Raw genomic sequence first — 23,463 nt, forward strand, 5'->3', positions numbered from 1 at the left:
AGCTGCGGGACATATCTGTAGGGCATGCCCGCAGATTATCCATTACTGGGCGTCGAGTTGCTTGCCACGGGTTTCCGGCAGGCTCAGGGCGGCGAGGATCACCACGCCGTAGGACACCGCGGCGAATGCACCGATACCCACGCTCAGCGGCACTTTCTGGCTGAGCAGGCCGATCAGCAGCGGAAACAACGCCGCCAGCGCCCGGCCGATGTTGTAGCAGAAGCCCTGGCCCGAGCCGCGAATGCGTGTCGGGAACAACTCGGTGAGGAATGCGCCCATGCCGCTGAAAATCCCCGAGGCAAAGAAACCCAGCGGGAAGCCCAGCCACAGCATCACGCCATTGCTGACCGGCATTTGCGTGTACAGCAGGACGATGGTGAACGAGCCAACGGCAAACAGGATGAAGTTCTTTTTCCGGCCGAGGATGTCAGTCAGATAGGCACTGATGACGTAGCCGACGTAGGAACCGATGATCACCATCGCCAGATAACCGCCAGTACCCAGTACGCTCAAGCCCCGCTCATTCTTCAGAAAAGTCGGCAGCCAGGACGTGATCGCGTAGTAGCCGCCCAACGCACCGGTGGTCAGCAGCGAAGCACGAAAGGTGGTGAAGAGCATGCCGGGAGCGAAGATCTCGTAGAACTTCGAAGGATTCGCCGGGGCTTCCTTGGCTTTGGCCTCACGGTAGATTTCCGGGTCCTTGACCAGGCGGCGGACAAAGATCACGAAGATCGCCGGGACGATGCCGAGGATGAACAGCGCGCGCCAGGCGTCTTCCGGCGGCAAAACCGAGAACAGCAGCGCGTACAGAATTGCGGTCAGGCCCCAACCCAGCGCCCAGCCGGACTGCACCATGCCGACGGCTTTGCCGCGGTCCTTGGCGCGGATGACTTCACCGATCAGCACTGCGCCGGCCGTCCACTCGCCACCAAAACCGAAGCCCATCAGGGTCCGGGCGATCAGCAGTTGCTCGTAGCTCTGGGCGAAACCGCAGAGGAAGGTGAAGAAGGCAAACCACAGCACCGTCAGTTGCAGCGTGCGTACGCGGCCAATGCGATCGGAGAGAATCCCCGCCACCCAGCCACCGATGGCCGAGGCGATCAGGGTGCTGGTGTGAATCAGCCCGGCCTGGCCGGTGGTGATGCCCCACATGGCAATCAGGGTCGGCACCACGAAGCTGAGCATCTGGGTGTCCATGCCGTCCAGGCCGTAGCCGATCTTGCAGCTCCAGAAGGTGCGACGTTCCTGCTGATTGATGTTGCGATACCAGTCGAAAGGTCCGGGGCGAGCCGTGGATTTCGAAATGGCGGTGGTGTCGGGCGCACTCATGGCAAATCTCCGCGCTGATTTTATTGGTATTGTTCTGAGCCCCGACGACGCCTATCGTGGGAACCGGATGGCCAGATTTTTGGACGCACACCCCCGCCTCGTCCAACTAATAAAAACCCGCCTTAGACATAAGAAATTTTTATCTCATGAACCTGAAGTTTCTCGAGACCTTCGTCTGGGTCGCCCGCCTCAAGAGCTTTCGCCTGACCGCCGACAAGCTCTTCACCACCCAGGCGTCGATTTCCAGCCGCATCGCCGTGCTCGAAAGTGAACTGGGGGTGAAGCTGTTCGTGCGTGACTCCCGGGGCGTGAGCCTGACCCCCGAAGGCCTGAAAGTGCTCGATTACGCCGAGCAGATGATGGACACCATGCAGGCGCTCAAGCAGTCGATCGAAACCCGTTCGAGCAAGGCCGGGCGTGTGCGTATCGGGGTGATGGACACAGTGATCCACACCTGGCTCAGCCCGCTGGTGGCACAGATGACCGATCTCTATCCGCTGGTGGAAATCGAATTGGTCGCCGATACCTCGCTCAACCTCTGCGATCAGCTGCAAAAAGGCTTTCTCGATGTGGCCCTGCAGACCGATCTGTTACGCCAGGAAAGCGTGCGCAGCCTGGAGCTGGCCAGCCACCCGATCGGCTGGATCGCCGCCAGCAACTCGCTCTACAACCGTGAGTACTCAGGCGTTGCCGACCTGGGCAATGAACGGATCATCACCTATTCGAAAAACTCCCACCCCCATCAGGAAGTGCTCGCCCTGATGCAGGCCAACGGCGTCATGGCGCCGAGACTGAACTGCGTGAATTCGGTGTCGGCGATTACCCGGTTGTTGCGCGACGGTTTCGGTATTGGCGCCCTGCCACCGGTGCTGGTGGCCGAGGAACTGGCGCGCGGGGAATTGATCTTGCTGGACATCGACCAACGCCCGCCGGATCTGCAGGTGGTGGTGTCGTGGCGGGTGGGCGCGGAATGGGTCGAGGAGATCGTGGCGTTGTGTCAGCAGGTGCTGGAGGGCTATGCGCGCAGGGTGGGTGAGCGTTACATCGTCCTTGCGCGCTGATCGAGCTGATCATTCCCGGGCACTGCGTGGGAATGATCATTGTTGAGCGCGGGAAGGCTCATTCAAGTCCGCGTGAATCCCGCTCTTCAATCGGCCGGCTCTGGCGCAGGCGTTTGCCGCCCAGCACCACCCAATCAATCAAACGGAACAGGCATTCCAGGCCGAACGAGAGCAACAATGCGCCGCTCATGCCCCAGATCATCGCTTCAGGCGTCAACAGGATCTGGTAGCTGTAGCCGTTCCAGGTTTCCTTGCGAATGTCCGGATCGGCGGCCAGCACCACTTGCAGGAAGCGGATGTACCACGGGCCCTGCATCGCCTGGAATTGCTTGTCCAGCGCAACCTGACGGGTCAGCAGGTTGTTCAGGCTCTCGGCATCGCTGCGAAAGATGGGATCTTCGCTGGCACGATAATGGGCCACCAGCGCCTGCATATCGCCCTTGAAGAACTGGTTGGCGGTGTTCTGGAACCCGCTCAACCCTGCCTGCGCTTCAATCAGATGCGCTTCGACCCGCTTGGTGTAGTCGTTGATGAACCCCGGCACCTGGACACCGACCAACAGGCCCGCCGCGAACAACACCAGCCGTAGATAACTGAGCAACATGGGAACAGATCCTTATTCGGTCATACCCTGGCTGACGCATTCTCCACGTCGCCACAGGCTCCATTGGCCCGGCTCGTAGCGGGTCCAGGTTTCGTTTTCGGTCAAGGGTTCAGTCGCAATCACCGTGACAACGTCATTGGGCGTGGTTTCGGCCTGGAAATCGACGATCACATCGACATCCTTCAAGCGCGCCGGACCGAATGGGGCACGACGGGTGATCTGCGCCAGCTTGGTCGAGCAATAGCAGAACAGCCAGTCGCCATCGCTGAGCAGGCAGTTGAACACGCCTTTGCTGCGGTATTCGGCACAGGCGGCCACCAGATCCGGCAGCAGTTCTTCGACCTCTACCGGCTCGGGGAACGCTGCACGCACGCGGTTGAGCAAATCGCAGAACGCCGCTTCGCTGTCGGTATCACCCACCGGGCGGTAGAAACTGGTAACGGGCTGGAAGTCCGCCAGCTGGCCGTTATGGGCGAAACACCAGTTGCGGCCCCACAACTCACGGACGAACGGATGGGTATTGGATAAACAGACTTTGCCGACGTTGGCCTGGCGGATGTGGCCGATCACCACTTCGCTCTTGATCGGGTAGCGTTGCACCAGGTTCGCCACCTCTGACTCGCTGCTCGCCGCCGGGTCCTGGAACAGGCGCAACCCCCGGCCTTCGTAGAAAGCGATGCCCCAACCGTCCCGGTGCGGGCCGGTGCGCCCGCCGCGCTGCATCAGCCCGGTAAAACTGAACACAATATCGGTCGGGACATTGGCGCTCATGCCCAATAACTCACACATGCTCGGACTCTCGCTTTAAAGCCAGGGGCAAGATTACAGGCGGGGTTCGACCCGCATACGCTGGGGATTGCTGGGTACGGGCGGTCGACCATAGCGATCATTGCCGGCACCGCCGAATGGATGCTCCTCTTCCGGATCATCGGCCAGGGCCTCGGCCTTGGCAGCGGCAGCCTTTTCCTTGCGAACCTTGGAAGCACGCTCGATGGGGAAGCGGATCGCCACGAACACCAGGTAGATGGCGAAAGCGATCATGCCGTACATGAACAGATCGGAAATCGCCCGCCAGGCGTTGTTGCCGACCTTGAACAACAGGTCCAGGGCGGTAATGGCGATGGCCGGGGCCAGCTTTTCCTTGACCGGGTCGATGATGGTCGGGCTGAACAACAGCACCACCATCAGCACCCGCAGCGGCTCGCGCAACCAGCGCCACATCCAGCGGGTCAGTCGCATCCACACCAACAGGCAGCCCAAGGCGGCAAAGGCGTAAAGGCCCCAAGCGATCAGATAGTCGTTCTCGGTCATGGTGTCCATGGCAAGGCAGGCAAAGAGGCGCTTATGATAACGGCTTTTCGCACGTCAGGCTGCACCAATGCCTGTAGGAGCCGAGCTTGCTCGCGATGAGGCCACAACTGTCAACATAGATGTTGACTGTCCCGACGCTATCGCGAGCAAGCTCGGCTCCTACACTGACCTCTGCCAAGCCCTCTATTTCGTACTCTGTTCGAGAACCATTCATGTCCTTATCAGCGAACGCCACCCTCCCCCCGATCGCCCACAAGGCTGAAGGCGCCGATCCCTATGCCTGGCTGCAGGAACGCGATACCGCTGCCGTGCTCGATTACCTCAAGGCTGAAAACAGCTACCAGGAAGCGCAAACCGCCGATCAGGCCGGGCTGCGCGAGACCCTGTTCGAGGAGATAAAGGGCCGGATTCTTGAAACCGACCTGTCCCTGCCCTCGCCGTGGGGCCCCTACCTGTATTACACCCGCACCACCGCGGGCGATGAATATGCCCGGCACTACCGCTGCCCGCGCCCGGCCGATGACAGCCTGACCCTCGATGAAAGCCGGGAACAGCTGCTGCTGGACCCGAATGTGCTGGCCAATGGCGGTTTCTTCTCCCTGGGCGCATTCAGCGTCAGCCCGGACCACCAGCGCCTGGCCTACAGCATCGATTCCACGGGCGATGAGATCTACACACTGTTCGTGAAGGAATTGTCCGACGGTCGAGTCAGTGAACTGGAATTCCAGGATTGCGACGGCAGCATGACCTGGGCCAATGACAGCCTGACCCTGTTTTTCGGCGAACTGGACGACACTCATCGCCCGCACAAGCTGTTCCGCTACCGTCTGGACGGCACGGCGGCCGAAGAAGTGTTCCATGAGCCGGACGGTCGCTTCTTCATGCATTGCTACCGTTCAAGCTCGGAGCAGCAATTGCTGTTGTCCGTGGGCAGCAAGACCACCAGCGAAGTCTGGGTGCTGGATGCCAACCATCCGCAGGAGCCCTTTACCTGCATCGCGCCACGGGTCGAGGACCACGAGTACGACGTCGACCACGGCGCCCTCGACGGCCAATGGACCTGGTTCATTCGCACCAACCGCGACGGCATCAATTTCGCCCTGTACACCGCGCTCGATACCGGCGTCGCCCCTATCGAATCCACCTGGCAAAACCTGATTCCCCATAGCGACACGGTCATGATCGACGGCATGAGCCTGAACGCCGGCGCCATGACCTTGAGCCTGCGCGAAGGCGGCTTGCCGATCATCGAGGTTCACCCACAGGGCTTGCCGAGCTACCGGGTACAACTGCCGGACGCGGCCTACAGCCTGCATGTGCAGAACAGCCTGGAGTTCGTCAGCGAGCGGATTCGCCTGCGCTACGAAGCGTTGAACCGTCCGGCCCAGATCCGTCAGCTCGAACTGGTCAACGGTGAGCAGAAGGTGCTCAAGGAAACCCCGGTACTGGGCCCGTTCGATGCTGATGCCTATGTCAGCCAACGCCTCTGGGCCACGGCGCCCGATGGTACGCAAGTGCCGATCAGCCTGGTGGTCAAGCGCGAAGCGCTCGGCAAGCCGACGCCGCTTTACCTGTACGGTTACGGCGCCTATGGCCAAAGCCTGGATCCCTGGTTCTCCCATGCACGCCTGAGCCTGCTCGATCGCGGCGTGGCGTTTGCCATCGCCCACGTGCGTGGCGGCGGCGAGCTGGGTGAAGCCTGGTATCGCGCCGGCAAGCAGGAACACAAGCACAACACCTTCAGCGACTTCATCGCCTGTGCCGAGCATCTGATTGCCAGCGGGCTGACCACCGCGCCGCAACTGGCAATCAGCGGTGGCAGTGCCGGCGGCCTGTTGATCGGGGCCGTGCTCAATCAACGGCCGGAGCTGTTCGGTGTCGCAATTGCCGAAGTGCCGTTCGTCGATGCGCTCAACACCATGCTCGATCCGGATCTGCCACTGACCATCACCGAATACGACGAGTGGGGTAACCCGCAGGAGCCGGACATCTACGATCGGATCAAGGCCTACGCACCGTACGAAAACGTCTCTGCGCAGGCGTATCCGGCGACCCTGGTCATCGCCGGCTACAACGACAGTCGCGTCCAGTATTGGGAAGCGGCCAAGTGGGTGGCGAAATTGCGCGCGACCAAGACCGACAACAATCCCCTGCTGCTCAAGACCGAACTGGGCGCCGGGCATGGCGGGATGAGTGGTCGTTACCAGGGATTGCGTGACGTAGCACTCGAATACGCATTTTTGTTCAAGGTTTTGGGGATCGCCTGAGGAACTTGGCCTGACTTACCAGTCTTACCTGTGGGAGCGAGCCTGCTCGCGATGAGGGCGGTACATTCAACGCCTATGTGGACAGTCAATCCGCCATCGCGAGCAGGCTCGCTCCCACAAGGGACTGTGGACATCCAAAAATCCGGAAACAGACACAACAACAAAGACTGCACGACATGTCAGAAACCACTCATCTGAACAACGAAATCCGCGACTGGCTGATGGACTGCGGCCTGTTCAACCAGTTGCTGCCTGCCGACTTTGCCGCAGCCTCGGGCTATTTCAGCATCAGCACCATTGCCCAGGGCGAAGAGATTTTCCATGAGGGGGATGCCGGCAGCTTCATGTGCATCATCCACACCGGCCAGGTGGCCGTGCAAAAGACCACCAGTGACGGGCAACTGGTGACCATCGCGACTTTGCGCAGTGGTCGCTCGTTCGGCGAGATGGCGGTGCTCGACGGCGAACGCCGCTCGGCCAGTTGCGTGGCGGCGAGCAACTGCCAGTTGCTCAACCTGGGCAAGGACTCGCTGGAAAAGATGCTCAACGATGCCCCGAAAATCGCCGCCAAGATCATCCGTGCCCTGGCCGTTTCCCTCTCCAAACGCTTGCGCATGGTCGATGGGCAACTGCTGTCGCAGCAGGTCTAACCGCCGGGCGACTTGACCTTCGGCGGGTTCTGCTCAATCCCCGGCACCGGCTGATCCTTGGCCGGTGGGCTGGGCCTGTCGATTGGGACCAGGGGCGGGCCGCCACTGCCGGCACCGACTTTTGGCACAACCGCTGGCGTGATTTGCGGGTACGGGGTGGGCGTGGCGGTGCCTGGGGAACCGGGCATCGGCGCCGGACTGACGGGCGTGGTTTGCAGTGGTTGGGCCTGTACTGCAGTAATCGAGAGCGCGGCCAGGGCAATGACCGTTAGAATGGTGCGCTTCATCAATGGCTCCGTTTGGCCTAGTTGTCATATGCAGGCTACTCCCAACTGCGTCCGTTTGCCTTCCCCCTCGCCGGCATTTTCCCCTCAAGTGAGTCCCATGAAACGTTTCGTTCTGCTCGACACCACCCCTATTCCCGAGAACGGCGGTGCCCTGTGCCTGTTCGAGTACGGCGAGGATTTCGTCATCAAGATCCAGGGCGGTGACGGCGGGCAACTGATGAACACGCGCATGCATGGTTCCGAAGATGCCCTGGCCGAGATCCCTTGCCGCAAGGTCGCCGGCCGCCCGAACTCACGGGTGCTGATCGGCGGCCTGGGCATGGGCTTCACACTCGCCTCGGCGCTCAAGCATCTGGGCAAGACCGCGCAAGTGGTGGTCGCGGAACTGGTTCCCGGGGTGGTCGAGTGGAATCGCGGCCCCTTGGGCGAGAAAGCCGGAAATCCGCTGAGTGATCCGCGCACGGTCATTCGCCTGGAAGACGTGGCAAAAGTGCTGCAAGCCGAACCGCAAGGTTTCGATGCGATCATGCTCGATGTCGACAATGGCCCCGAGGGTCTGACCCAGAAGGCCAACAGTTGGCTTTACTCCGCAGGTGGCCTGAGCGCCTGCGCCAAGGCCCTGCGACCAAAGGGCGTGCTGGCGGTCTGGTCGGCCAGCGCCGACCGGCAATTTTCCGACAAACTGAAAAAAGCCGGGTTCAAAGCCGAGGAAGTACAGGTGTTCGCCCATGGCAACAGGGGCACCCGCCACACCATCTGGATTGCCGAGAAGCTCAAGGGCTGAGCTAAACTCTGCTGTATAACCGTCATTAGTCTTCAACAAAGGTGAACCCATGAGTTCGTCCACCCCAACCAACACGTCGAAGCTGGATCGCATCCTCGCCGACAACCAGCGCGACAAGGAAATGGGCTACCGCGACAAGGCCCTGAAAATGTACCCCCACGTGTGCGGCCGCTGCGCCCGGGAATTCTCCGGCAAGCGCCTGAGCGAACTGACGGTGCACCACCGTGATCACAACCACGACAACAATCCCCAGGACGGTTCGAACTGGGAGTTGCTGTGCCTGTATTGCCATGACAACGAACACTCGCGCTATACCGACCAGCAGTACTTTGGCGAGGGCTCGCTGAGCACGCCGAAGATTGCCAAGGCGACGCATAACCCATTCGCGGCGCTGGCTGGGCTGATGAAGAAAGAAGACTAAGGCTTTTCGGCGACTGGGCTGGCCCCATCGCGAGCAGGCTCGCTCCCACAGGGGATTTGTGATGGACGCAAATCCATTGTGGGAGCGAGCCTGCTCGCGAAAGCTATCGCCCGGACACCGCCAATCTCCAAACTGACCACTGCCGCCCAATCCCCGTATAATCGCGCTTTTTTTCCGAAAGGCACCCCGCTCGTGGCAGACAAACGGTACAGCTGCATTGGTTTGTATAACCCCAAATCACCGGAGAACGTCGGCTCCGTGATGCGCGCCGCTGGCTGTTATGGCGTGGCGTCGGTGTTCTACACCGGCAAGCGCTATGAGCGCGCCGCCGACTTCGTCACCGACACCAAGCGCGTGCACTACGACATCCCGCTGATTGGCATCGACGACCTGAAAAAGATCCTGCCCCTCAATTGCGTTCCAGTGGCCGTGGAGCTGGTCGAGGGTGCCCGCCCGTTGCCCGAGTACACCCACCCGGACCGCGCGCTCTACATCTTCGGCCCGGAAGACGGCTCGCTGGACAAAGAGATCCGCGACTGGTGTGAGGACGTGGTCTACATCCCGACTACCGGTTGCATGAACCTGGCCGCCACGGTCAACGTCGTGCTCTATGACCGCATGGCCAAGGGCCTCAACACCCGCTCGGGTCCGAAATTCCGCTGATTTGCGCAATATTGGATGGAACAAGCGGGCAATATCGGCAGTCAGCTTAACTATCGACCCACGACGCAGTCCTTCCTGCCTGGAGACAGATCATGAGCGAACTCAAACGCGTAGAACGCATCGAATCCACCCCGTTCCAGAGCCCTTCCGAACACAACGTCCAGGGCTGGGAACGCCTTGGCTCCCTGGCCGGCGGCGTGGTGATGGTCGGCAAGGGCCTGCGTCGTGGCGGTATCTTCGGCTTGATTCAAGTGGCCATCGGCGGCGTCGCCCTGGCCCGCGGCATCACCGGCCATAGCTCGGCGAAAAGCCTGCTGGAAAAAAGTCGCCAGGACATGAATAACGTGCGGGCGAAGATTCAGCGGGCGGGTGAGGAACTGAATCAGTTGAAGACCAATGCCGAAAAGGCGACCAGGACCGCGACGGTTACCGGCAACGATTCGTTGAATTCGCCGAAGGCCGGGGTTTGATCCAAATTTTTTGCGGGGGCTGATGGCCTCATCGCGAGCAAGCTTTGCTCCCACAGGATTTGTGTCGTTCACGAATGTTGCGATCGACACAAATCCTGTGGGAGCAAAGCTTGCTCGCGATGGCGGAATTACTGAAGCAATTCGGTATCAAGGACTTTGGAAGAATCGCCAATCACGCTCTCACTGAGCTGAACGAACTCCTTGGTATCCAGGCTCCCCAAACGCATCGCCCCACGCAACACATCATCCAGCGATCGCTTGTTGCGGGTTTTCAGGCGAATCTCGCGATCCAGTTCCTGCAGCAAAATCACGGCTTTTGCGATCTGCGCCGGGCTGACCTGCTCGCCGCGCAAGGTGGTGACTTTCTGACCGGCCTTGGTCAACCGCCCCTGCAAACTCTGATAACGCTCATCGCTCATGCCACCGGCGCGCCGCATCAGTTCTATGGCGTAATACTCGGCAAAACCTTCGCTGATCCACTCGCTGCGCTGCTTGTCGTTGATTCGCCCGAACAGTTGCGCCAACTCCCGCACCAGCGCACTGCTGCCGCTTTCACTGACCAATGGCAAGCGAGTGTTCAGGTAGATGGATTCATGGGCCGCGAGGCTGCCACGCCACATCGGATCGTTGGCACCGACAATCAGCAGTTTGACGGGATGTCGGGGATATACGGCCTGGACCTGCGGCCAGACGAAGGTCAACAGGGTCAGCACATCCATACGCCGCATGCCCTGCCCCTGGGGCGAAGCGACGGTGACTTCGGTTTCCCCCAGGCGGGTGCGGCGGCTGCCGAGGTTACCGGCGAGCATCCAGCCGGTCGGGCGGTCGAACAATCGGGAGACGTTGTCGATTCGGAACTTGTTTTTGCCGATACGTGGCCAGGCGGTTTCGACGCTTTTCCAGCCGCTGGGCAATTCGAACTCCAGGCGTGAGACCAGCTCGATGCCATCCTGCTGATCAAGTCTGGCCGGCGGCACCAGATCCTCGCCGCGCAGCAGCGCCCAGTTCGGCGTCATGCGCGTGTCGAAGCTGCCGTTCTTGCGGGTGTGGCTGACGTGAACGCGATAAGTGATGCTGGCCTTGTCCGTGGCCGGATGCCAGACCCCACGGGCCGGTGCGCCGGGTGTCAGTTGCCACTGGCCGTCAGCCTTGAAATCGCTGTAATGGCTGCCGTCGCCAAGGTCGAAGTCCAGGCTGCGCACCGCCGAGCCCTGGGCCAGGGTCAGGCGCACTTCGGCCTGGTCACTTTGCGGCAACAGGCGCACGTGGTAATCCAGATCGACCTTCTTCGCCGCCCACAGGGGTGAACTGAAGGCCAGTAGCCCAACGACCAATGCCTGCCGCCATCCCACAGCCATACACACTCCTTGGTGAAGCCTGAACTGGCCTGGACGATCAGCCGGCACGGAAAATCAGATGATCTTCCCAATCCTCTTCAGGCACGCTGCCTTCGGCGAGCATACGCCCGGACTGGGAAATACGTTCGTGATGCACGGCATCGCGATCACCGCATACCAGGTGATGCCACAAAGGCAAATCCTTGCCCTCGCTGACCAGGCGATAACCGCAGGTCGGTGGCAGCCATTTGAATTCATCGGCCTTGCCCGGCGTGAGCTGGATGCAATCGGGTACCGAAGCGCGACGGTTCGGATAGTCGGTGCACTGGCAGGTTTTCAGGTCCAGCAGCTTGCAGGCGATACGCGTGTAATAAACGCTGTTGTCGTCTTCGTCTTCGAGCTTCTGCAGGCAGCACAGGCCACAACCGTCGCACAGCGATTCCCATTCCTCTTGATCGAGTTGATCGAGGGTTTTGCGTATCCAGAACGGTTCGACTTTGGCGGCCATGGCTCAAGCATCAACATCAGGTGGTGAAAAGGCCGCCAGTCTAGTGCCCAAGGGCCTTTGGGCCAAGCACTGGCGACTGCCGGTAGATCGGGGCTTGTCAGTTTTGGCGCCGACCAGTAGCTTTGCCTGTCGCAAGGCGCCCTACCGGAGTGCCATTAACGCTCGACCGCGTTGCATTACGGTGAATCGCCACGGCCCTCGACAAACCTCATCGCCCAGCTCAACTGCGCCCGCAGGTTTAAGACACCCTCACTTTCAAACGTAGCAAGGAATCTCTTGATGAGTGCAAACCCGCGCATTGCCGATTACGCCATCCACCCTCAGTTCACCGATCGCTGGTCGCCTCGCGCCTTCACCGGCGAAGCCATTCCCGTCGAGACCCTGCTGAGCTTTTTCGAAGCCGCGCGCTGGGCGCCATCGGCGTACAACTCGCAGCCTTGGCGCTTTCTTTACGCCCGTCGCGACACGCCGAACTGGGAGCGCTACCTGGGCCTGCTGAACGAGTTCAACCGCAGCTGGGCGCAACATGCCTCGGCCCTGGTGATCGTGATTTCGAAAACCACCTTTGCCGTACCCGGCGCCACCGAAGAAACCCCGGCCCTGTGGCACACCTTCGACACCGGTTCCGCCTGGGGCCATCTGGCGCTGCAAGCGAGCATCAGTGGCTGGCATACCCACGGCATGGCCGGTTTCGACCAGGAACTGACCCGCAAGACCCTGAACATTCCCGAGGGTTATGCCCTGCACGCCGCCGTCGCCGTCGGCAAACTGGGGGACAAGGCCACGCTGGCCGAGTATCTGCAGGCCCGCGAAGAGCCGAGCCCGCGTCGCCCGCTGAACGAATTGGCTGCCGAGGGTGATTTCACGCTCTGAACCACAGCATAGATCTACTGTAGGAGCGAGCCTGCTCGCGATGGTGTGTCAGTCACATCGGTGTCGACTGACACACCATCGCGAGCAGGCTCGCTCCTACATTGGTCATGGTGACCTCAATACCCGCGATTGAAATCCACTTCCCCGCGCAAACCCTCTCCCGCCTGCCAGGCCCGCAGATTCTCGACAAACAGCTTTGTCATCAATGATGGCGAAGTCGGTGCCGAACTGTGCCCAGTCAGCAGCAGGCCCCAGGCCGTCCAGAACGGATGGCGTTGCGGCAGCGGCTCCTGGCGGCAGACATCGATCACCGCGCCCGCCAGATGCCCTTCTTTCAAGGCTTCCACCAGATCCGCATCGACCACCGCCACTCCGCGTCCGGCGTTGATGAACAACCCGGTCGGCTTGAACTGCCTGAACAACGCTGCATCGTAAATATCGTGGGTGTTCGGGGTATTTGGCAGCAGATTCACCACGTAATCCACATGCCCCACCAGCCGGGGCAAATCGCTGAGGGTTCCGACTTCGACAAACGGTGCCTGTTCTCGGGCCTCGCTGGCGATGCCATACAACTCCACACCAAAGGGCACCAGGAACTGCGCCACGGTCTGGCCGATGTCGCCAGTACCGACGATAAGCACCTTGCGCCCCGCCAGGCTCTGGCCATGGCGACTGTCCCATTTGCGCTCGACCTGGCTGACCAGTCGCGCCAGCACTTCACGTTCATGACCGAGCATGTAGGTGAGCACGTACTCGGCCATGACCTGACCAAAAATCCCCACTGCCCGGGTCAGCCGATAGTTGCGTGGCAAGCCCTCGGCGAGTAACGGCGTGATGCCTGCCCAGGTCGATTGCATCCATTGCGGCTGGTGGCCTTGACGCAACAGCGTCGCCAGCAGGTCGGGCTGGCCGAGCCAGATCGAACACTCGGCGGCCTGGCGGGACAGTTCAGCGGAATCGCCACTGGTCAGCACCTCGAGGTCCGGTGCGGCTTCACGCAATAGCTGGGTGTAAACAGGGTGGTCGTGTTCGGCAATCAGAACGCGCATGCTTCAACCTTTCAAAAAAGCGCTGCAGACGACCGCCGACGCCCTTTTACTGCGCGTCGCGGCCATCGCCAAAATCATTCCAGTGTTTCACAAGGGCTCTGGGCAGAGCCTGACGGTCGATCAGACCGGGTCGTTGCGTCGCAGCAACTCTTCAGGCAAGTGCTCGATGTATTCCTCTTCGGCAGGCGGCATTTGAAGGTGATAACCCTGTTCTTCGAGGTTCGCCAGCACGACGGTGATGTCTTCGCGCGACAGTTTGCGCTCGGGGGTCAACACCAGATCGAATGCGTGGATGGCCTTACCGAAGGCGGCCAGCAGGGGTTCCGGGACGCGCTCCAGTGCATCGCTCTTGAGCACATAGAGGTACATCTCGTTTTTCTTCGAACTGCGGTAGATGGAGCAAATACGTTTCAAGGCTGTTCTCCGGCGGTGGCCAGGCTGTCGAGCAGCGCCTGGCCCATCAATTCGCGGCGCCAGCCACGCAGCGAATCAGGCAATTGGTAGGGACCATTGGGGAAGCCGCTCTTGAGCAGGGCTTCCAGTGTTTTCTTGCGCAGCATCAGCTCTGGCGCGATATCCAGGCGCTCGGCCTCGGACTGGCCGATGGCTTTCATCTGTTTGAGCAGCGCGGCAGCGTCCACCGGCAGCGGTTCCGGCACGGCGGGTGGCCACTGATCTGGCGACACACTGCCAGAGCGCTTGATCAGATCAAGCAGAAACTCGCCGTCCTGACGCACGGTACGTGGGTGCATATCTTCGATTTTCGCCAGGGCACCCAGGTTGTCCGGCTGGGTGCGCGCCAGTGGCCACAGCGAATGCTCACGAATGATCCGGTTACGCGGCAGGTCACGGGCACGCGCCTGTGTTTCACGCCAGGCGCAGAGCTCACGCAGCACGGCAAGTTGCGCCCGGGAGAGTTTCCAGGCCAGTTTGGCGTCGCGATAGACCTCGTAAGGATCGGTCTCGCGGCGCAGGTTGGCTACCAGCTCGGCGCCGTCCTCCAGAACCCAGGCATATTTATCGTCGGAAAGCTTCGGACGCAGCCGTACGAAAACTTCCGCCAGATGCAAGGCATCTTCGGCGGCGTAGCTGATCTGCGTCTCGGACAGCGGGCGTTGCAGCCAGTCGGAACGGGTTTCCCCCTTGGGCAGGTCGATGCCGAGCACTTCCTGCACCAGCCGCGAATAGCCCATGGAAAAACCCAGGTTCAGGTAAGCGGCGGCCAGTTGCGTGTCGAACAGCGGCGCCGGCAGGCTGCCGGTCAATCGCAGCAGGACTTCAAGGTCTTCGCTGCAAGCGTGCAAGACTTTGACCACCGCCCGGTTTTCCAGCAACGCGGCCAGGGGCTGCCAGTTGTCGATAGTCAACGGATCGATCAGGTAAGCGCGCGCGCCATCACCCACCTGCAACAGGCCGGCGATTGGATAGAAGGTGTCGACCCGCATGAATTCGGTGTCGAGGGCAACGTAGGGCAGCTGCTGCCATTCGGCGCAAAACCGGCCGAGGCTATCGTTGTCGCGAATCCAGTGAATTTCGATGGCCACACGGCTCTCCCTTGAAGAATGGCGCGCAGTATATATCGCCCCCGGCGATTTCCGCGCATCCACTGAACAAGAGCATTAGCGAAAATACCTGCTTAACAAAAAGAATAGTCTGACAAAGCTGGACTATCCGATCTTACAAAGCACGTAAACCCGCATCGGCGAGCAAACGGGCAGGAAGTCCTGATGACCAAGCACGCGAAAGCCGGCTTGCCTGAATTCAGCCTCCAAATCGCCCCTGCTCGCCAGCGAACCGACGGCAAGGCCCTCCTCCTCGGTACGCCGCGCCTTGAAACGACCGCCGACTTGTACTGCCACTATCACCGTATCGCGACTGACCCGGTGAAATTCGCCGAGCATCGCCAGGCGATGTTCGGGTTTGGCCAGATGCTGAAAAAGGTGCATGCAAAAAATGCTATCCACCGCATTCTCCGACAGCCCGATGGTGAAGGCAGAACTTTGAAAGGTCCTGACCCGCTTCAGCAGGCTTTGGGGATGGTGGGTTCGCGCATGATCGAGGATGTCCTGAGACGGATCGGTGGCGAGAATCACTCGGTTGCCGTGTTCGGCAAGCACGGGCCACAGGCGCCCGACTCCGCATGCCACATCGAGGATCAACCCCGGCTCACCAGCGACCTTCAGCGCATGGCGCACCAACTGTTGCTCGCGCCAGAAAGCCAGGCGCCCACTCAGGCTCTGTTCCCGCGGCTGCAAACAGACGCGAGCGTGCTCCTGGTCGTAGCGCCGGGCAAACTCGAGTTCAATGGCGGTGAGGGACTGGGTGGACATGTGTAATGACTCAGGTCGATCGTTGCTCTTGATGATCAATGCCTGGCCGCTGGTTGGCGGCCGTTGGTTAAAAAGATCGGTGCATTCAATCCTTGGCCAGCACACCATCGACCACCGGCCCGCGACATCCGGCAAACATGTCCAGATCCCGGTTATAAACCTTGCTGTTGACCTCCAGCAGACCCAGCATCGAATGGAACAGGTTGTCCTGGCTGAGCGGCTTTTCACGGCTCAGTTGCAGGCAATGGGTGTCCACCGAATACGACTTCTGATAGCTGTCGGAGAACCAGGCCAGCATCGCCACGTGCTTCTGCTGTTCCGGCGCCAGCATGTAAGGCGTGCCATGCAGGAACAGGTTGTATTCCCCCAGGGACTCGCCGTGATCCGACAGATACAGCATCGCGGTGTCGACCTTCTCCTGGTTGCTGCGCAAGATATCGATCAGGGACGACAAAACATGGTCGGTGTAGACCAGAGTGTTGTCGTAGCCATTGACGATACTTTCTCGACTGCAATTGTTCAGTGCATTGCTTTCACAAACCGGCGTGAAGTGTTCGTACTCTTTCGGGTAGCGCTTGAAGTACTCAGGACCGTGACTGCCCATCTGGTGCAATACCAATACGGTGTCTTTATCCAGGTTGTCGATGAAGTGCTGCAGGCCTTGCAGCAGGATTTCATCGCGGCATTCACTGTTGGCACACAAGGCGGGATCTTTCAGGTTGCTGACATCTTCGATGGTGACCCGATCGCAAGTGCCTTTGCAGCCGGACTGGTTATCGCGCCAGATAACATCCAGACCTGCCCGCTTGAGCACATCCAGCAGGCCCTCTTCATTCTTCGCCTTGCTGGCGTTGTAATCCTTGCGCCCCATGTTGGAGAACATGCAGGGCACGGACACGGCGGTTTCCGTGCCGCAGGAGTGCACATCAGTGAATGCGATCAGGCCTGCTTCCTTATTCAGCTTTGGCGTGGTGTCACGGTCATAACCGAGAATGCCAAAGTTCTCCGCCCGGGCACTTTCCCCGACCACAAGTACCGTCAGGGATTTGCGGCTGCGTGTTTGCATAGCCGGGTTTCGCTGGGCATCTTCACCGATTTTGACAAAAGGCTGGTGTGCAGACGCTACCTGTTCACGCAAGTAACCGAACGAGGCGCCGATGTAATTGCTGGGCACTACCATCAAGCGCAATTCATGGTGATTGCGAAACAACGATGAAAGACCCTGATAGTTAACCAGCGCCACCCCACCGATAACTACAACCGACGCAAAAGTCACCAGGACTTTACTTAATAGCTCACGATGCCAGCGACGGAAATCAATCGGTGTTTTCCACAATAACCAAGAGGGAATAACACCTAATACCAGAATATAAGCAAGTAACTTCAGCGAGAGTAAATCGCGCACTTCCGTTGCATTGGTTTCAGCAAAATTGCGGAACATGCCAGCGTCGATCAAGACACCGTATTGGCTCATGAAGTACGCCACGCCCGCGCTGACCATGAACAGCAGGGTCAAGACCGGCTTCATGACAGGCCGGAACGCCAGCAACGTCAGCACAATATTGAACGCAGCGAGGATCATCGCGCCGAAAGCCACGCGCATCACTACGCCCTTTCCATCAGTCGCAGTGATTTCAAACAGGTGCTGCCACAACACGAAATTGAAGGCAGTCAATAAAAAGGCGCTGGCAATCAGTGTCACCCACTCCGGGCGCACGGCTTTAATCTTCAACATGGTAATCGGCTGTTCCTGAAAAGAAATGCCGTCGGTAAATGTGAAAATTTCATTTACCACGACAGCATTTACTGTAGGCAGCCGACCATCAATTTTTTGTGAAAAAGAAGCCAACGATTAGTTGGCTACGAAAATTCCAGTGAAACTTTTGAATTATTTGAGAACTGTTCAGCATTGGTTCAGGTCTCGAGGGGCACGCAGACTCACCTGGGTACCCGCCTGCTCGCCCCGACGGACTCAGACGCCGATTGCAGTCTTGGTGTACGACTCGCGATCGATGTCGAGAATTTCCACGCACAATTGGACTTCAACGCCCGCCGGCCACTCACACAGCTCTTTCACCACCGCCAACAGGCTTTCGGACAGTTGCTGCTTGATCTGCGGCGAACGCCCGCTCAACAGCGCCAGCTTCACATGCACGAATGCCCGCTCCGCCAATGCCGTGCCGACCTTGAATGTCTCGACCTTCACCGCACGACTCTTGATGTCGAACTCGGCACCGAACTGACCGGACCCCACCAATGTATTGTTGAGCCGCATCAAGGCGACATCAGCATTCAGGTCCGGCAGGTTGGCGGTGTATTCCAGGTGCAGGTGAGGCATGGCGTGACTCCTGTAAATCGGTGGAAAGCTCGTAGATATAACACAGCGCTGGCCAGCTTACTGGGGCAGCGACAATAGATTGCGCTCCCCCATGAACGCTTCGATTCGTGAACGCAACCAGCGCTCGGCAGGGTCGCTGTCGACATGGCTGAGCCAAACCATCGACAGCTCCAGCGTCGGGGTTTTGAACGGGAAGCCCTCTTTGAACAATTGACCGGACACCGCCATGGCTTCGGCGGTGTAATCCGGAAGGCTGGCAATCAGATCGGTACCGGCCAGCAACGCCGGCAACGAACTGTACTGCGGCACCGAAAGCACCACCTGGCGCGAACGACCAATCTGCGCCAGCCATTCATCGGCGAACCCGCTGACGTTGGCAATATGGGAGACCAGCACATGCGGACGCGAGCAATATTCGTCGACGGTCAGGGGTTTATCCGAGGCATCGGCACGCAGCACGCTGGGGTAGATATGTCGCAACAGTTTGCGCTTGGCATTAGCCGGCAGACCGCGGGTCTGGGAAATGCCGACGGTGATATCGCCGGAAGCCAGGAGATCGGGGATCCGCCAGTGATCGACGTTCTGCACCACGAACACCACCTTGGGTGCTTCCTTGCGCAGCGCACGCAACAGCGGCGGCAGCAGTCCGTATTCGACGTCGTCAGACATGCCGATACGAAAGGTCATGGTGCTGCTGCCGGGGTCGAAATCGTGGGTCAGGCTCAGGGCCACGGACAGCGAGTCCAGTGCTGGCGACAAGTGCCGAAAAATCTCTTCGGCCCGTGCCGTGGGCTCCATGCGATGGCCGACGCGAATGAACAACGGATCGTTGAACATCGTACGCAAGCGGTTGAGCGCCGAGCTGATGGTGGGCTGGCCGAGAAACAACTTGTTTGCCACCTTGGTGACGTTGCGCTCAAGCATCAGCGTTTCAAACACCACCATCAGATTGATGTCGGCCTTGCGTAGTTCGTTGCGATTCATCCATTGCCCCCGCGTCTGTTTGCTGTCGACAGTTTAGGGAGGTGCCGCAATCGGCGTCTATGTGACAGGAGGAATGCTGCTGGCATTTTTATGTTTAATGCAAATGAAGTCACAACGTTCGATTACCCGCCGCTCTAACAATGCCCAGGTCTATTCGCCAGAAACGAAAAAGCCCCTGAAATGTTTAACCATTTCAGGGGCTTAGTCTTATTCAATAATGGCGGAGAGATAGGGATTCGAACCCTAGGTACCCGCGAAGGTACAACGGATTTCGAATCCGTCCCATTCGGCCACTCTGGCATCTCTCCAACGGCGCGCATCATAACAACACTTTCGCAGGAAGCGAACCCCCTTTCGCGAAATATTTCTGTGCTATCAGATGCTTGCGTCGATTAAAGCGGTACACCCAGACGATTGGCGACTTCTTCGTAGGCTTCGATGACGTCACCGAGGCCCTGGCGGAAGCGGTCCTTGTCCATCTTCTTCTTGGTGTCCTTGTCCCAGAGGCGGCAGCCGTCCGGGCTGAATTCGTCGCCCAGGACGATGGAGCCGTCGCTGAACACGCCAAATTCCAGTTTGAAGTCGACCAGCAGCAGGCCGGCGTCGTCGAACAGTTTGCTCAGGATTTCATTGACCTTGAGCGACAGCTCTTTCATGCGAGCCAGTTGCTCGGCGGTGCCCCAACCGAATGCCACGACATGGGATTCGTTGATGAACGGGTCGCCCTTGGCGTCGTCCTTCAGGAACAGTTCGAAGGTATACGGGTTGAGCTTCATGCCCTCTTCGACACCCAGGCGCTTGACCAGGCTGCCGGCGGCGTAGTTACGCACAACGCACTCGACCGGGATCATGTCCAGCTTCTTCACCAGGCATTCGTTGTCGCCCAGCAGCTTGTCGAACTGGGTCGGCACGCCGGCGGCTTCGAGTTTCTGCATGATGAAGGCGTTGAACTTGTTGTTCACCATGCCCTTGCGGTCGAGTTGCTCGATACGCTTGCCGTCGAACGCCGAGGTGTCGTTGCGAAACAGCAGGATCAGACGGTCAGCGTCGTCGGTCTTGTAAACCGACTTGGCTTTACCGCGGTAGAGTTCTTCACGTTTTTCCATGATGGGCTCCGCTTGCTAAGTAGATGGGCTAGGCGATGTATCGCCAGTCGAGCCCTGAATCTTGATCGGCCAGTTGCAGCCAGTCCGGGTCGCACCCCAGGGTGTCGACAAAACATTGCCGGGCCAGCTGCGGCAGGTTGTTCTTGCTGCTCAGATGGGCCAGGACCAAATGTTGCAGGCCTTGCCAGCCCAACTCGGCCACCAGGAATGCCGCCTGGTGGTTGTTCAAATGTCCCAGCTCGCCGCCCACCCGCTGCTTGAGAAAGTACGGGTAGTGACCGCGAGCCAGCATGTCTCGGCAATGGTTGGCCTCGATCATCAGTGCATCGAGATCCCGATAGCCCTCCAGCACCCTGTTGCAGTACGACCCCAGGTCGGTCAACAGGCCGAAGCGCCGCTCACCGTCACTGAATACATACTGCGTCGGCTCCTGTGCATCGTGGGCCACGGCAATGACGCCAATGCTCAAGTTGCCGATCTGCAGTTGTTCACCATCCGCCAGGAAGCCCGTGGGCTCGAGGGGTTTGCGCATCCCGCGCATGGTCCCGCGACTGAGGTAGACAGGCAAATTGTAGCGCCGAGACAGCAAACCCACGCCATGCACGTGGTCGGCATGTTCGTGGGTCACGAGTATCGCGCTCAATTGCGCCGGGTTCACACCCAGGCGCAACAGGCGTTTTTCGGTTTCCCGCAGGGAGAAACCACAATCGACCAGCACATAGGTATCAGCACTGGCTACCAGCGTGCCGTTCCCTTGGCTACCGCTGCCGAGAACGGCAAAACGCATGTGATCAGCCCAAATTGTCCTGAATCACGCTCAACACTTTGCGCGCCACGTCAGCCGGCGCCACGGTGTTGATGTTTTTCTCGACGGTGACCTGGACGCTATCACCCACCTTGCTCAGGCGGACCTGATAACGCTCGGCGCGAGCTTCACGCTCTTCCTTGTCCGGCTTGCTGCCAAACAGACCACTGAAGAAGCCAGGCTTGTCGTCTTTCTTCTCGGCCTTTTCAGCCAGGTTGATGTAGTACAGGCCCAGGCTGCGGTTGATGTCTTCCACACGCCACTCGCCTTGCTCCAGCGCGCGACCGACGCTCGACCAGGCACGATCCAGGTCGGAGCCGACGTTCAGTACAGGGTTGCCGCTGCCGTCTTCGCTCAGGCTGACACGACTCGGGGTGTCGAAATCACGGGAAGCCAGCATGGAGACCGAACCGCCCTTCTCGGAGATGCGGCTCATGCTCGCGAGCATGTCATCAACCAGCGCCGCATCCAGACCGGTGTTGACCGAACGGTTAGTGAAGGCCACGTCGGCAGTGCTGCCGGCAGGACGCTCGGCGGTGACCACGTAGACTTCGCTGGTATTGCGCTGCACACCCGGCTCGATACGTACACGGGCACGGATTTCGCTGTCAGAGGCAACACCTGCGGCGCTCAAACGCTTGGCCATCGCTGCCGACAACTCGTCGGAATGCTGCCAGGTCGTGGTGAATTCGCCGGTCTGCGGGCGCTGCTCGTCCAGGCGGAAACCGTTGTCCTGGAAGAACTGCACGGCCACGGGCCAGGCTTCGGCTGGTGGGTTCTGCGCCAGAATCCAGCGCGAATCGCCGCTCTTCTGAAGGGAATAGGCACTGGCGTCGGCAACGGAAGACAACGGCAATGGACGAGGAACGACGAACTCGCCCTTGGCGGTGTCATCGGCCACGTTACGCGGGATTGGCAGCAGCGGATCCAGACGCTTGGCGGTCTGGATATCCTGCGGCATTTGCATCGGTGCAGTCTGTTTTGCTTCCAGGTAATCGCTACCACGGTCACGGAAATAACCTTCCGGGCCCCAGACCCATCCACAGCCACTGGTGCTGGAGATAATCAAGGCAAGTGCGGAAAGTCCGGCCATTCGCTTCATGCGTTGTACTTCCTCAATTAAGCCAGGACGCCGGACAGACGCATGGCCTGACGCAGCGGTTCGTGACATTCAGCGCTGAGCCAGGTGAGCGGCAGACGGATACCGTCCGGCATCAGCCCCATTTCATGCAGCGCCCATTTCACGGGGATAGGGTTGGATTCGATAAACAGGGTTTTATTGAGTGGCATCAGCTTTTCATGAATGGCACGCGCTTTTTCGGCGTCGCCATTCAGGGCTGCGATGCACAGGTCGGCCATTTCGCGCGGGGCGACGTTGGCGGTGACCGAAATATTGCCCTTGCCGCCCAGCAGGATCAGCTCGACTGCGGTGGCATCGTCACCGGAGATCACCAGGAAATTGCTGCTGACACCGTCGATGATCGCTTTGGCACGCTTCAGGTCGCCGGTGGCTTCCTTGATGCCGATGATGTTCTTGACGGTCGAAAGACGGATCACAGTCTCGGCCTGCATGTCGCATGCGGTGCGGCCCGGGACGTTATAGAGGATCTGCGGGATGTCGACGGCTTCGGCGATGGCCTTGAAGTGCTGGTACAGGCCTTCCTGGGTCGGCTTGTTGTAATACGGCGTGACCAGCAGGCACGCGTCGGCGCCGGCAGTCTTCGCATTGGTGGTCAGCTCGATGGCTTCGCGGGTCGAGTTGGCGCCAGTACCGGCGATTACCGGAATGCGACCATTGACCTGTTTCACGACGCGACGGATGACTTCGATGTGTTCGTTCACATCAAGAGTGGCGGATTCACCTGTGGTGCCGACCGCCACGATGGCGTGGGTGCCGTTTTGCAGGTGAAAGTCCACCAGTTTGCTCAGGCTGTCCCAGTCGAGATTACCTTGTGCATCCATGGGTGTGACCAGTGCCACCATACTGCCCGCAATCATGCAACCGCTCCTGCCGGAAAAAGAGAGCCGTAATGGTACTGGCGCCAAGATGCTTGTACAAGCGAAGTACTGCGCTGCCGCCATTCCCCTTGGCGTCGCTTTTCGCTACCCTTCAGACTTTGATCGGTACTGACAGGCTCGTTCGTCAGGTCTGAGCCTCCATTTTCGGTATCACAAGCCCCATTCCAGCGTTGCCATTCCTCTGTTCCTGCCATACTGGAGCACATTGCAACCTGCGCCAGGGGCTTTGCGATTCGCATTCGCAGGCTCACTCCAGTAAAAACAAAC

26 protein-coding genes and 1 tRNA gene are annotated in these 23,463 nt (G+C 59.6%); 8 read left to right on the forward strand and 19 right to left on the reverse strand.

Annotated features, from left to right (window positions below):
- Nucleotides 1-42 precede the first annotated feature (42 nt).
- The gene (locus ABTV29_RS24065) at nucleotides 43-1,329 is read right to left on the reverse strand and encodes an MFS transporter (RefSeq protein WP_433767120.1); all 1,287 of its coding nucleotides are present in this window, start codon (nucleotides 1,327-1,329) and stop codon (nucleotides 43-45) included.
- A 146-nt stretch (nucleotides 1,330-1,475) separates the two neighbouring features.
- On the opposite strand from ABTV29_RS24065, the gene ABTV29_RS24070 reads away from it, so the two are divergent.
- Nucleotides 1,476-2,390: a LysR family transcriptional regulator gene (locus tag ABTV29_RS24070; RefSeq protein ID WP_433767121.1), complete on the forward strand. Its 915-nt coding sequence runs from the start codon at nucleotides 1,476-1,478 to the stop codon at nucleotides 2,388-2,390.
- 58 nt (nucleotides 2,391-2,448) lie between these two features.
- Here ABTV29_RS24070 and ABTV29_RS24075 read toward each other — a convergent pair whose 3' ends face one another.
- Genes ABTV29_RS24075 through ABTV29_RS24085 form a run of 3 tightly spaced genes read right to left on the reverse strand, consistent with a single transcriptional unit; the run spans nucleotide 2,449 to nucleotide 4,314 of the window.
- Nucleotides 2,449-2,994 (reverse strand): DUF2937 family protein, encoded by a 546-nt coding sequence (locus ABTV29_RS24075; RefSeq protein ID WP_433767122.1) that lies wholly within the window; start codon nucleotides 2,992-2,994, stop codon nucleotides 2,449-2,451.
- 12 nt (nucleotides 2,995-3,006) lie between these two features.
- Nucleotides 3,007-3,783: a class II glutamine amidotransferase gene (locus ABTV29_RS24080; protein WP_433767123.1), complete on the reverse strand. Its 777-nt coding sequence runs from the start codon at nucleotides 3,781-3,783 to the stop codon at nucleotides 3,007-3,009.
- Nucleotides 3,784-3,816: 33 nt separating this feature from the next.
- Complete coding sequence (locus ABTV29_RS24085) at nucleotides 3,817-4,314, reverse strand: MFS transporter (RefSeq protein ID WP_433767124.1); 498 nt, start codon at nucleotides 4,312-4,314, stop codon at nucleotides 3,817-3,819.
- A 203-nt stretch (nucleotides 4,315-4,517) separates the two neighbouring features.
- Here ABTV29_RS24085 and ABTV29_RS24090 point away from each other — a divergent pair, with 203 nt between their 5' ends.
- Together ABTV29_RS24090 and ABTV29_RS24095 are read left to right on the forward strand one after the other, a co-directional pair.
- Complete coding sequence (locus ABTV29_RS24090; RefSeq protein ID WP_433767125.1) at nucleotides 4,518-6,572, forward strand: S9 family peptidase; 2,055 nt, start codon at nucleotides 4,518-4,520, stop codon at nucleotides 6,570-6,572.
- Nucleotides 6,573-6,748: 176 nt separating this feature from the next.
- On the forward strand, nucleotides 6,749-7,222 hold the full coding sequence (locus ABTV29_RS24095; protein WP_433767126.1) for a cyclic nucleotide-binding domain-containing protein: 474 nt from the start codon (nucleotides 6,749-6,751) through the stop codon (nucleotides 7,220-7,222).
- Here ABTV29_RS24095 and ABTV29_RS24100 read toward each other — a convergent pair.
- On the reverse strand, nucleotides 7,219-7,509 hold the full coding sequence (locus ABTV29_RS24100) for a hypothetical protein (protein ID WP_433767127.1): 291 nt from the start codon (nucleotides 7,507-7,509) through the stop codon (nucleotides 7,219-7,221). The two genes, ABTV29_RS24095 and ABTV29_RS24100, sit on opposite strands and share 4 nt — an antisense overlap.
- 97 nt (nucleotides 7,510-7,606) lie before the next feature.
- Here ABTV29_RS24100 and ABTV29_RS24105 point away from each other — a divergent pair, with 97 nt between their 5' ends.
- From ABTV29_RS24105 to ABTV29_RS24120, 4 genes are all read left to right on the forward strand, one after another.
- Nucleotides 7,607-8,293: a spermidine synthase gene (locus ABTV29_RS24105; RefSeq protein WP_433767128.1), complete on the forward strand. Its 687-nt coding sequence runs from the start codon at nucleotides 7,607-7,609 to the stop codon at nucleotides 8,291-8,293.
- A gap of 49 nt (nucleotides 8,294-8,342) precedes the next feature.
- A complete protein-coding gene (locus ABTV29_RS24110) occupies nucleotides 8,343-8,714 on the forward strand; it encodes a YajD family HNH nuclease (protein WP_007944009.1) in 372 nt (123 codons plus the stop codon).
- A gap of 192 nt (nucleotides 8,715-8,906) precedes the next feature.
- A complete protein-coding gene (locus tag ABTV29_RS24115; RefSeq protein WP_007911337.1) occupies nucleotides 8,907-9,377 on the forward strand; it encodes an RNA methyltransferase in 471 nt (156 codons plus the stop codon).
- A gap of 92 nt (nucleotides 9,378-9,469) precedes the next feature.
- Nucleotides 9,470-9,847, forward strand: a complete 378-nt coding sequence (locus ABTV29_RS24120) for a YgaP family membrane protein (protein ID WP_433767129.1) — start codon at nucleotides 9,470-9,472, stop codon at nucleotides 9,845-9,847.
- Nucleotides 9,848-9,975: 128 nt separating this feature from the next.
- Here the strand turns inward: ABTV29_RS24120 and ABTV29_RS24125 are convergent, their stop codons facing one another.
- Both ABTV29_RS24125 and ABTV29_RS24130 read right to left on the reverse strand, forming a co-directional pair.
- Nucleotides 9,976-11,205, reverse strand: a complete 1,230-nt coding sequence (locus ABTV29_RS24125; RefSeq protein WP_433767130.1) for a hypothetical protein — start codon at nucleotides 11,203-11,205, stop codon at nucleotides 9,976-9,978.
- Between the two features lie 37 nt (nucleotides 11,206-11,242).
- Entirely contained in the window at nucleotides 11,243-11,692 is a 450-nt protein-coding gene (locus ABTV29_RS24130) for a YcgN family cysteine cluster protein (RefSeq protein WP_433767131.1), read from the reverse strand.
- Between the two features lie 279 nt (nucleotides 11,693-11,971).
- Here ABTV29_RS24130 and ABTV29_RS24135 point away from each other — a divergent pair, with 279 nt between their 5' ends.
- Complete coding sequence (locus tag ABTV29_RS24135) at nucleotides 11,972-12,565, forward strand: nitroreductase family protein (protein WP_433767132.1); 594 nt, start codon at nucleotides 11,972-11,974, stop codon at nucleotides 12,563-12,565.
- A 116-nt stretch (nucleotides 12,566-12,681) separates the two neighbouring features.
- Here the strand turns inward: ABTV29_RS24135 and ABTV29_RS24140 are convergent, their stop codons facing one another.
- The 12 genes from ABTV29_RS24140 to dapA all read right to left on the reverse strand — a co-directional run bounded on the left by ABTV29_RS24140 (nucleotide 12,682) and on the right by dapA (nucleotide 23,175).
- A complete protein-coding gene (locus ABTV29_RS24140) occupies nucleotides 12,682-13,614 on the reverse strand; it encodes a D-2-hydroxyacid dehydrogenase (RefSeq protein WP_433767133.1) in 933 nt (310 codons plus the stop codon).
- Nucleotides 13,615-13,734: 120 nt separating this feature from the next.
- Entirely contained in the window at nucleotides 13,735-14,028 is a 294-nt protein-coding gene (locus ABTV29_RS24145) for a YcgL domain-containing protein (RefSeq protein ID WP_433767134.1), read from the reverse strand.
- On the reverse strand, nucleotides 14,025-15,158 hold the full coding sequence (gene rnd, locus ABTV29_RS24150) for a ribonuclease D (RefSeq protein ID WP_433767135.1): 1,134 nt from the start codon (nucleotides 15,156-15,158) through the stop codon (nucleotides 14,025-14,027). The genes ABTV29_RS24145 and rnd overlap by 4 nt, the downstream gene beginning before the upstream one ends.
- Nucleotides 15,159-15,281: 123 nt before the next feature.
- Nucleotides 15,282-15,944, reverse strand: a complete 663-nt coding sequence (locus ABTV29_RS24155; protein WP_433767136.1) for a class I SAM-dependent methyltransferase — start codon at nucleotides 15,942-15,944, stop codon at nucleotides 15,282-15,284.
- Between the two features lie 85 nt (nucleotides 15,945-16,029).
- The gene (locus ABTV29_RS24160) at nucleotides 16,030-17,679 is read right to left on the reverse strand and encodes a phosphoethanolamine transferase (protein ID WP_433771995.1); all 1,650 of its coding nucleotides are present in this window, start codon (nucleotides 17,677-17,679) and stop codon (nucleotides 16,030-16,032) included.
- Between the two features lie 237 nt (nucleotides 17,680-17,916).
- A complete protein-coding gene (locus ABTV29_RS24165; RefSeq protein WP_433767137.1) occupies nucleotides 17,917-18,282 on the reverse strand; it encodes a 5-carboxymethyl-2-hydroxymuconate Delta-isomerase in 366 nt (121 codons plus the stop codon).
- 57 nt (nucleotides 18,283-18,339) lie between these two features.
- Nucleotides 18,340-19,266, reverse strand: a complete 927-nt coding sequence (locus ABTV29_RS24170) for a LysR substrate-binding domain-containing protein (RefSeq protein WP_433767138.1) — start codon at nucleotides 19,264-19,266, stop codon at nucleotides 18,340-18,342.
- A 218-nt stretch (nucleotides 19,267-19,484) separates the two neighbouring features.
- A tRNA-Ser gene (locus tag ABTV29_RS24175) sits at nucleotides 19,485-19,574 on the reverse strand.
- 84 nt (nucleotides 19,575-19,658) lie between these two features.
- Entirely contained in the window at nucleotides 19,659-20,372 is a 714-nt protein-coding gene (gene purC, locus ABTV29_RS24180) for a phosphoribosylaminoimidazolesuccinocarboxamide synthase (RefSeq protein WP_110966859.1), read from the reverse strand.
- A gap of 28 nt (nucleotides 20,373-20,400) precedes the next feature.
- A complete protein-coding gene (locus ABTV29_RS24185; RefSeq protein ID WP_433767139.1) occupies nucleotides 20,401-21,159 on the reverse strand; it encodes an MBL fold metallo-hydrolase in 759 nt (252 codons plus the stop codon).
- Nucleotides 21,160-21,163: 4 nt separating this feature from the next.
- Complete coding sequence (gene bamC / locus ABTV29_RS24190) at nucleotides 21,164-22,279, reverse strand: outer membrane protein assembly factor BamC (RefSeq protein WP_433767140.1); 1,116 nt, start codon at nucleotides 22,277-22,279, stop codon at nucleotides 21,164-21,166.
- A gap of 17 nt (nucleotides 22,280-22,296) precedes the next feature.
- On the reverse strand, nucleotides 22,297-23,175 hold the full coding sequence (dapA, locus tag ABTV29_RS24195; RefSeq protein WP_110966856.1) for a 4-hydroxy-tetrahydrodipicolinate synthase: 879 nt from the start codon (nucleotides 23,173-23,175) through the stop codon (nucleotides 22,297-22,299).
- Nucleotides 23,176-23,463 lie beyond the last annotated feature (288 nt).

The organism is Pseudomonas putida (assembly GCF_050989985.1).
Taxonomy (GTDB): domain Bacteria; phylum Pseudomonadota; class Gammaproteobacteria; order Pseudomonadales; family Pseudomonadaceae; genus Aquipseudomonas; species Aquipseudomonas putida_AI.